At 49.8% G+C, this 7,972-nt stretch carries 8 protein-coding genes; 2 read left to right on the top strand and 6 right to left on the bottom strand.

What is annotated here, in order from left to right; all coding sequences use genetic code 11:
* From VIN66_RS12990 to zwf, 6 genes are all read right to left on the bottom strand, one after another.
* Nucleotides 1-232, bottom strand: a 232-nt coding sequence (locus VIN66_RS12990) for an ATP-binding cassette domain-containing protein (RefSeq protein WP_331924375.1), incomplete at its 3' end; no start/stop codon positions are given.
* Nucleotides 233-378: 146 nt separating this feature from the next.
* Entirely contained in the window at nt 379-1,026 is a 648-nt protein-coding gene (locus VIN66_RS12985) for a bifunctional 4-hydroxy-2-oxoglutarate aldolase/2-dehydro-3-deoxy-phosphogluconate aldolase (RefSeq protein WP_331924374.1), read from the bottom strand.
* A gap of 2 nt (nt 1,027-1,028) precedes the next feature.
* Nucleotides 1,029-2,003 carry a glucokinase gene (locus tag VIN66_RS12980; RefSeq protein WP_331924373.1) on the bottom strand — a complete coding sequence of 325 codons (975 nt, stop codon included), beginning with the start codon at nt 2,001-2,003 and terminating at the stop codon, nt 1,029-1,031.
* Nucleotides 1,996-3,828 (bottom strand): phosphogluconate dehydratase, encoded by a 1,833-nt coding sequence (gene edd / locus VIN66_RS12975; RefSeq protein WP_331924372.1) that lies wholly within the window; start codon nt 3,826-3,828, stop codon nt 1,996-1,998. The genes VIN66_RS12980 and edd overlap by 8 nt, the downstream gene beginning before the upstream one ends.
* A 9-nt stretch (nt 3,829-3,837) precedes the next feature.
* Nucleotides 3,838-4,530 carry a 6-phosphogluconolactonase gene (gene pgl / locus VIN66_RS12970; protein WP_331924371.1) on the bottom strand — a complete coding sequence of 231 codons (693 nt, stop codon included), beginning with the start codon at nt 4,528-4,530 and terminating at the stop codon, nt 3,838-3,840.
* A gap of 3 nt (nt 4,531-4,533) precedes the next feature.
* Complete coding sequence (gene zwf / locus VIN66_RS12965; protein ID WP_331924370.1) at nt 4,534-6,003, bottom strand: glucose-6-phosphate dehydrogenase; 1,470 nt, start codon at nt 6,001-6,003, stop codon at nt 4,534-4,536.
* A 254-nt stretch (nt 6,004-6,257) separates the two neighbouring features.
* On the opposite strand from zwf, the gene VIN66_RS12960 reads away from it, so the two are divergent.
* Nucleotides 6,258-7,115 (top strand): MurR/RpiR family transcriptional regulator, encoded by an 858-nt coding sequence (locus VIN66_RS12960; protein ID WP_134054780.1) that lies wholly within the window; start codon nt 6,258-6,260, stop codon nt 7,113-7,115.
* Between the two features lie 137 nt (nt 7,116-7,252).
* Nucleotides 7,253-7,972: pyruvate kinase (locus VIN66_RS12955; protein ID WP_331924369.1), on the top strand; the 720-nt coding region annotated here is incomplete at its 3' end.

The raw sequence follows: 7,972 nt of genomic DNA, 5'->3' as shown, positions 1-7,972 counted from the left end.
GTTCAAACGCGAACTGATCCTGATGTAACTTTGCAACACGATGATTTGGCTCAACAAAGACATTACCTGCGCTTGGTTCAAGCTCGCGGCTTAAGATCTTCATAAAGGTTGATTTACCGCAGCCGTTCGCCCCGATTAAACCATAGCGGTTACCTTCGCCAAATTTAATGGAGATATTTTCAAACAGTGGCTTAGCACCAAATTGCATCGTAATGTTAGCAGTTGATATCACAGTGTGTTCCAGAGCAGATTAAATCGGGCCAGGCCGGTAAGGCCCAGAATAAAAAGTGCGCTACTATACGCTTTTTCCGCCGTAAACTCAAAACAAACGCCCGGTATAAACCGGGCGTTTGAGTGTTTAAACCGCGGGCAGTGTAACTAGCCCCGGCTTTGCGCTACGGCAGCGTTACACAGCTCAGTAATACGCGCCCAGTCTTTATTACTTACCGCATCGTCCGGTACTATCCAGGAGCCACCGACACATTTTACATTAGGTAATGCCAGATACTCGAGGAAGTTCTTCTCGTTGATGCCTCCTGTCGGGCAGAAACGGATATCGGCAAAAGGCCCATGAATAGATTTCAGGGTTTTTACTCCGCCTGCAGCTTCTGCCGGAAAAAACTTAAAGTGACTATAACCCAGCCCTGTTCCTTCCATCAGCTCTGAAATACTGGCAATACCGGGAATAAGCGGAATCGGTGCATCTTTACCAGCCTGCAGTAACTCACGGGTTAAACCCGGACTGATAGCAAATTTGGCGCCTGCATCAATACATTGTTGCAATTGCTCAGGCGTAGTCACGGTGCCTGCACCTACTATGGCGTCAGGTACTTCCTGTGCCAGCAACCGTATAGCATCCAGTGCAACCGGTGTGCGCAGTGTCACTTCCAGCACTTTAATGCCGCCAGCTAATAATGCTTTTGCCATCGGCACAGCGTCAGCGAGATCTTTTACTACGATCACCGGAACCACTGGGCCCTGTGCAAACAGCGTATCAGGTTGCAATTGCCAATTTTCAAATGCCATATTTAGTTACTCGCCAAGAATTGTTTCAGGTAAACCGCAGCACCGACCAGACCGGGTTGTTCTGCAGTGACGACATAGGTGGCTATCTGGCGATTAAACGCACTAAACCGGCCTTTTGCTTCAAAACGTGCTCTGAATTCACTGTCTGCCAGCATTGGTAACAGCTTGGGCGTAATACCCCCGGCGATATAGACACCACCAAAGGTACTCAATGTCAGCGCTAAATCGCCTGCCACACTGCCTAAGCTGGCGAAAAACTGGGCGACAGTATCAACAGCCAGCTCTGATCCGCCGCTAAGGGCCTGCGCCGCAATCTGCGAGGCACTAAGTGGCGAAACCTGCTGCTCGCGATACAGCGCCAGAGCTTTGTAAATAGCCTCAAGCCCCGGGCCTGACAGCAACCGCTCCGGTGACACATGGCCATACTCTTTAGCAAGTGTTTGCTGAATAAACCACTCCTGTTCGGTTTGTGCAGCCCAGTCAATATGGCCACCCTCGCCCGGCAATGGAATAAACTGATCATTTACCGGCAGCAGATGCGCAACGCCTAAGCCTGTACCTGCGCCAAGCACCGCCATTGGTTTGCCTGGCTGAACTTCGCCCGGACCGATTTTGACTTTTTGCTGTTCCGTCAGTGCCGGCAGACACATCGCTACAGCAGTGAAGTCATTAATCACCTGCAGTGCGTCTAACTGCAGCTGTTGCTGCATGGCTTTGATCGAAAACGTCCAGTGGAAATTGGTCATGCTGACGATGTCACTGGTGACGGGACACGCGATAGCAATAGCGACATGCGAAATAGCTGTTAGCTGCTGCTGTTGCCGGTAATGTGACAATGCATCAGCAAGCGTGGGAAAATCAGCACACGGGTACACAGCAACCTTGTCCAGTGCCAGCGTAGCGAGGTCTACGCGGCTAAAGCGGGCATTAGTACCACCAATATCCGCTACTATTGCGTATGCTGGCAACTTAGCCATGCAAATGTTCCTCCGTGATAAACAGGCTACAGGCACCCTGCTCTGCACCCGTTAACTGACCGCGCAGTGCGCCGAACATTTCGCGGCCCATGCCGTAATAACTCTCTGCCATATCCTGGGTCGCAAGTTCACGTGCGGCAAATTCTGCTTCTGGTACCAATACCTCAAGCTTGCCGGTTAAACCGTCTACCAACATCATGTCACCGGTTTTAATGCGGGCGATGTTGCCACCATCAATTGCCTCAGGTGTGACGTGAATAGCGGCAGGCACTTTGCCAGATGCACCTGACATACGGCCATCGGTTACCAGGGCGACTTTGAAACCTCTGTCCTGCAACACACCAAGCGGTGGTGTCAGCTTGTGTAGCTCAGGCATTCCACAGGCTTTAGGGCCCTGAAACCGTACGACAACGATACAGTCTTTATTCAGCTCACCGGCTTTAAATGCTGCATCCAGCTCATGTTGGCTGGAAAATACTACCGCAGGCGCTTTTACCACTTCGGTACCCTCGCGCAGTGCGGACGTTTTGATCACACCACGGCCAACATTGCCTGATAGTACTTCAAGACCGCCATGTGCTTTGAATGGTTTTTTCACGGTTGCCAGGACATCGGCATCCAGAGACTGCTCAGGTGCATCAATCCAGACTAACTTATTGTCCTGTATCACAGGTTGCTGTGTATAACGGCGTAGTCCCGGGCCAGCCACAGTTTGTACATCTTCATGTAGCAGGCCTGCATCCAATAATTCACGGATCAGCAGCGCCATACCACCGGCATGCTGGAAGTGGTTAATGTCGGCCTGGCCGTTTGGATAAATTCTAGTCAGCAACGGTGTCGCTGCAGATAACTCTGCAAAATCATCCCAATTTACAATAAAGCCGGCAGAACGGGCCATTGCTATCAGGTGCATGGTATGGTTGGTTGAACCGCCGGTTGCCAGTAAGCCTACAATGCCGTTTACCACAGACTTAGCATCAATCATTTTACCGGCAGGCAGATAATCGGTACCTAAATCTGTTAACCGCGTTACCTGTCGTGCGGCGGCCTTGGTCAGCTCATCCCGAAGCTGCGTGCCCGGGTTAACAAAAGAAGCGCCGGGCAAATGTAGCCCCATAATCTCAACGACCAGCTGATTAGAGTTAGCCGTGCCATAAAATGTACAGGTGCCCGCAGAGTGGTAAGAAGCTGACTCTGCCGCCAGCAATTCCTCTTTGCCGACTTTACCTTCAGCATACAGCTGGCGAACACGGGCTTTCTCTTTGTTCGGTATGCCTGACGGCATTGGCCCCGCCGGAACAAACACAAATGGCAGGTGACCAAAGCTCATGGCAGCCATAAACAAACCGGGTACGATTTTGTCGCAAATACCCAGCATCAAGCCGCCATCAAACATGTTATGGGATAAGCCAACCGCTGCCGACATGGCAATAATATCGCGGCTTAACAGGCTAAGCTCCATGCCTGGCTGACCTTGTGTCACGCCATCACACATAGCAGGTACACCGCCAGCGAACTGTGCAACGCTACCTACTTCAGACACGGCTTGCTTAATCAAGGCTGGGTATTGCTCATAGGGTTGGTGCGCCGACAACATGTCATTGTATGACGACACTATGCCGATATTCGCTTTGGTTAAACTACGTAAATCGCCTTTATCCTGCTGACTACAGGCGGCAAAACCGTGCGCCAGATTACCGCAGCTCAGCACGCCGCGATGCGGCCCTTTCAGACGGGCTTTTTCCAGTCGTTGCAGGTAAATTGCGCGGCTTTTTTGGCTGCGGGCAATAATTCTGTCCGTTACTTTCTGAATCACAGGATCCATGATTATCCCCTAATTATTACTGTACATCACGGTAACCTGTGCTACCGGATGATGTAAAAATGCACGTATTGGCATCGCCAGCACATCGTGCTCTGCCATTGCTTTGTTTAGTACTGCCAACTTGTTGCTGCCAACCAGATGTAAAAAAATATGCCGGCTATCTAACAGCCGTGGCAGGCTAAGTGACATTCGCTGATAAGGTGCCGTCTGGGGTTCAACTGCCAGCACAGCAGGTGCACCGTCTGACAACCCTTCTTCAATCTGGGCACTGCAAGGAAACAGCGATGCGGTATGACCATCCTCGCCCATACCGAGGATCACGGCATCGAAGGTTGGTAACGCGCTAATACGCGGTAACACCTCAGCTGCACCGGTAAATGCCGATGCAGTATCGGCATACAAACTGATAAAGCGCGCGTTGCTGGCTTTGTTCTGCAGCAACGTGGCTTTGACCAGCCTTTCGTTAGAATCAGCCTGACTAACATCCAGCCAGCGATCATCCGCCAGTAATACGGTGACTTTATCCCAGGCTAACTCTGTATTACTCAAGGTGTTGAAAAGCGCTTGCGGTGTTTTGCCACCGGACACAACCAAATAAGCTGCGCCACGCTGCTCGATGGCCTGTTGCAGAATGTCAACCAGACGTGCGGCAAAGTCAGCATTAAGCGCATCGGTGTTGCCGAACTGTTGTAATTGCATCATGGTCTATTCTTCCCAGTTACGGTCATCACGGGCCAGCATCGAAATCGATGCGACGGGTCCCCAACTGCCCGCCTGATAAGTTTTCGGTGGCTCATTGCTGGTTTTCCACGCATCCAGAATGCCGTCGACCCACTTCCACGCATGCTCTACTTCATCGCGGCGGACGAACAAATACTGATTGCCCAGCATGGCTTCAAGCAGTAAACGCTCATACGCGTCTGCGATACGCTGCGATTTAAAGGTTTCATCAAAGCTCAAATCCAGTTTACTTTCCTGCAGGCGCATACTTTCACCAAGGCCCGGAATTTTATTCAGCACCTGAATTTCAACACCTTCATCGGGCTGCAAACGGATAATCAGCTTGTTGGCCGGTAAGTGACTGTAAGTTGCATGAAAAATATTATGCGGCTGAGGTTTGAAGCTGATCACGACTTCGCTCAGTTTAGAGGCCATGCGCTTGCCGGTACGCAGATAGAACGGCACGCCAGCCCAGCGCCAGTTATCAATGTCTACTTTAATCGCAACAAAGGTTTCAGTTTTGCTGTTAGGACGTGCGCCCTCTTCTTCCAGGTAACCCGGTGCAGCTTTACCTGCAACAAAGCCGCCGGCGTATTGACCACGCACAGTCTTTTCCTGAATATTACTGATATCGATTTTGCGCAGTGCTTTAAGCACCTTCAGTTTCTCATCTCGGATGCTATCAGCATCAAGCCTGGCTGGCGGTTCCATTGCTATTAAGGTCAATACCTGTAACAAATGGTTCTGCACCATATCACGCATCTGGCCGGCATCGTCGTAATAGCTCCAACGGCCTTCAACACCCACTTCTTCTGCCACGGTAATTTGTACATGGTCAATCGAATTATGATCCCAGTTACCGGCAAAAATGGCATTTGCAAAGCGTAAAGCTAATAAGTTAAGAACGGTTTCTTTACCCAGATAGTGGTCTATACGGTAAATCTGGCTTTCTTTAAAGAATTCAGCGACCTGATCATTGATCACTTTTGATGAGGCCAGGTCATGGCCGATAGGCTTCTCCAGCACGACTCTCGCCGGCTCTGCCGCTAAACCGGCAACCGCCAGACCTTTACAAATTGAGCCGAATAAAGAAGGTGGCGTCGCAAAATAGCTTACCGGTACACGTTTGCTGCAGTCAGTGACCGCAGTCAGTTTGGTATAGTCCTGCTCGTTTGCAAGGTCTAACTGTACATACACCAGCTTCTGCTGCAACCGCTGCCAAACCGCTTTATCCAGCGGCTCTTTCAGAAACTTGTTCAGGTTTGTTAACACCAGCTCAGCATAGTCTTCAGTCGACATTTCATCACGTGCAACCCCAACGATACGTGATTCTGCACAAAGTAAATCGGCTTTTTCCAACTGATACATAGCTGGCAGCAACTTACGCCTTGCTAAATCACCTTTGGTACCAAACAGGATTAAATCGCATGCTGAATTTTGTGCTGTTGTTGTCATAACTGACCCTTGCTTTATATGTAATTTTACAACACTTAGGCCATACTAGCGTAGCATCCCAGGGTTGTAAACCGAATATCTTGTAATTAAATTACAGATTGCGTAATGTTTTGACTATTCTTATATAATAAGGCAGCCTTAGCAACGGATCTGTTGTTTTGTGATAAATTTAATACTGTTTTGACCACAACGCAGAAGGGCTACAACCCTTATTACACCCTGTATAAGCCAAATTATAAGTCAGGAATCGCCGGATGAATGTGCTGGAAAAAATCGTCAATAGCGTAAATAACTTTAGTAAGTCGGAGCGTAAAGTTGCCGACGTCATTCTGGCTAACCCGCAAACAACTATACACAGCAGTATAGCTGCCCTGGCCAAGATGGCAGATGTCAGCGAACCTACAGTGAACCGGTTTTGTCGCCGGCTTGATACCAAAGGCTTTCCGGATTTTAAATTGCACCTGGCGCAGAGCCTTGCAAACGGCACGCCTTATGTAAACCGTCACGTTGAAGAAGAAGACGGCCCTGAAGCTTACACCGCTAAGATCTTTGAATCTACTATGGCAGCTTTAGACACTGCCCGTCAGCGCGTTGATATTGCCACCGTGAACCGGGCGGTAGATGTGCTGACGCAGGCAAAGAAGATTTCTTTCTTCGGGCTGGGTGCTTCTGCATCTGTAGCACACGATGCGCAGAATAAATTTTTCCGTTTTAACGTGCCGGTTGTCTGTTTTGACGATATCGTCATGCAGCGTATGAGCGCCATTAACAGCGCCGAAGGCGATGTGGTGGTATGTATCAGTCATACTGGCAGAACAAAAAACCTGTGCGATATAGCAGCGATAGCCCGTGAAAATGACGCTACTGTAATTGGTGTTACCGCTTATGACAGCCCGCTGGCTAAAGAATGTACTCTGGTATTGTCACTGGACGTACCTGAAGATACTGATATGTACATGCCTATGGCATCACGGGTAGCACAGCTGGTATTAATTGATATTCTGGCGACAGGTTTTACTTTACGTCGCGGCAGTAAGTTCCGGGAAAACCTGAAAAAAGTGAAAGACAGCCTGCGTGGCTCCCGTTTTGATAAGAAAGACTTCAACAACTAATCTGCTGTAAGGTGCGGTTGCCGCGGCAACTGCACCAACCTGTCGTTTTTATTCCTTCCTGCGCTGTATTCTGTAATAAAATTACATTACACTGATCGCACCTGAAACTCCCTCTTTGCAATATGCAGGAACAGAACATGCACAGAAGAACAAAAATCGTCGCTACGCTGGGGCCAGCCACCAGTACTCAAACCGCTATTGAAAAGCTGATCCAGGCTGGAGCCGCGGTATTCCGTTTGAATTTCTCGCATGGCAGTGCCGATGATCACCGTGAACGTGCGGCGATGGTAAGGGCTGCAGCGGCTAAGTTAGGCGCGCATGTTGCAATTCTGGGAGATTTACAAGGACCAAAGATCCGGGTATCGACCTTTAAAAATGGCGCAGTAATGCTGGAAGAAGGCCAGCCTTATGTGCTGGATGCCGAACTGGCGAAAGGCGAAGGCGACGAGCACCAGGTAGGTATTGACTATAAAGAGCTGCCGCAGGATGTTGAAGCCGGCGACTTACTGCTGCTTGATGATGGCCGCATTCAGTTAACGGTGGACCGTGTTGAAGGTGCCCGCGTTTATACAACGGTAACCGTAGGCGGTAAGCTGAGTAACAATAAAGGGATAAACCGCCAGGGTGGCGGCTTAACTGCCCCTGCCCTGACTGATAAAGACAAACGCGACATTATTACTGCGGCAGAAATTGATGTGGACTTTCTGGCCGTGTCGTTTCCGCGCAGCGGTGATGATTTACGTCTGGCACGCGATTTGGCACTTGCTGCCGGTTCTGAAGCGCGCATTATGGCTAAAATTGAACGTGCTGAAGCGGTTGCCGACAACGAAACTCTGGATGACATTATCCGTGCATCA

Origin of the sequence: Rheinheimera sp., assembly GCF_036568245.1 — a bacterium.
Taxonomy (GTDB): domain Bacteria; phylum Pseudomonadota; class Gammaproteobacteria; order Enterobacterales; family Alteromonadaceae; genus Alishewanella.
Note: the sequence above shows the minus strand (reverse complement) of the source record. Positions and strands in the feature narration are given on the sequence as shown.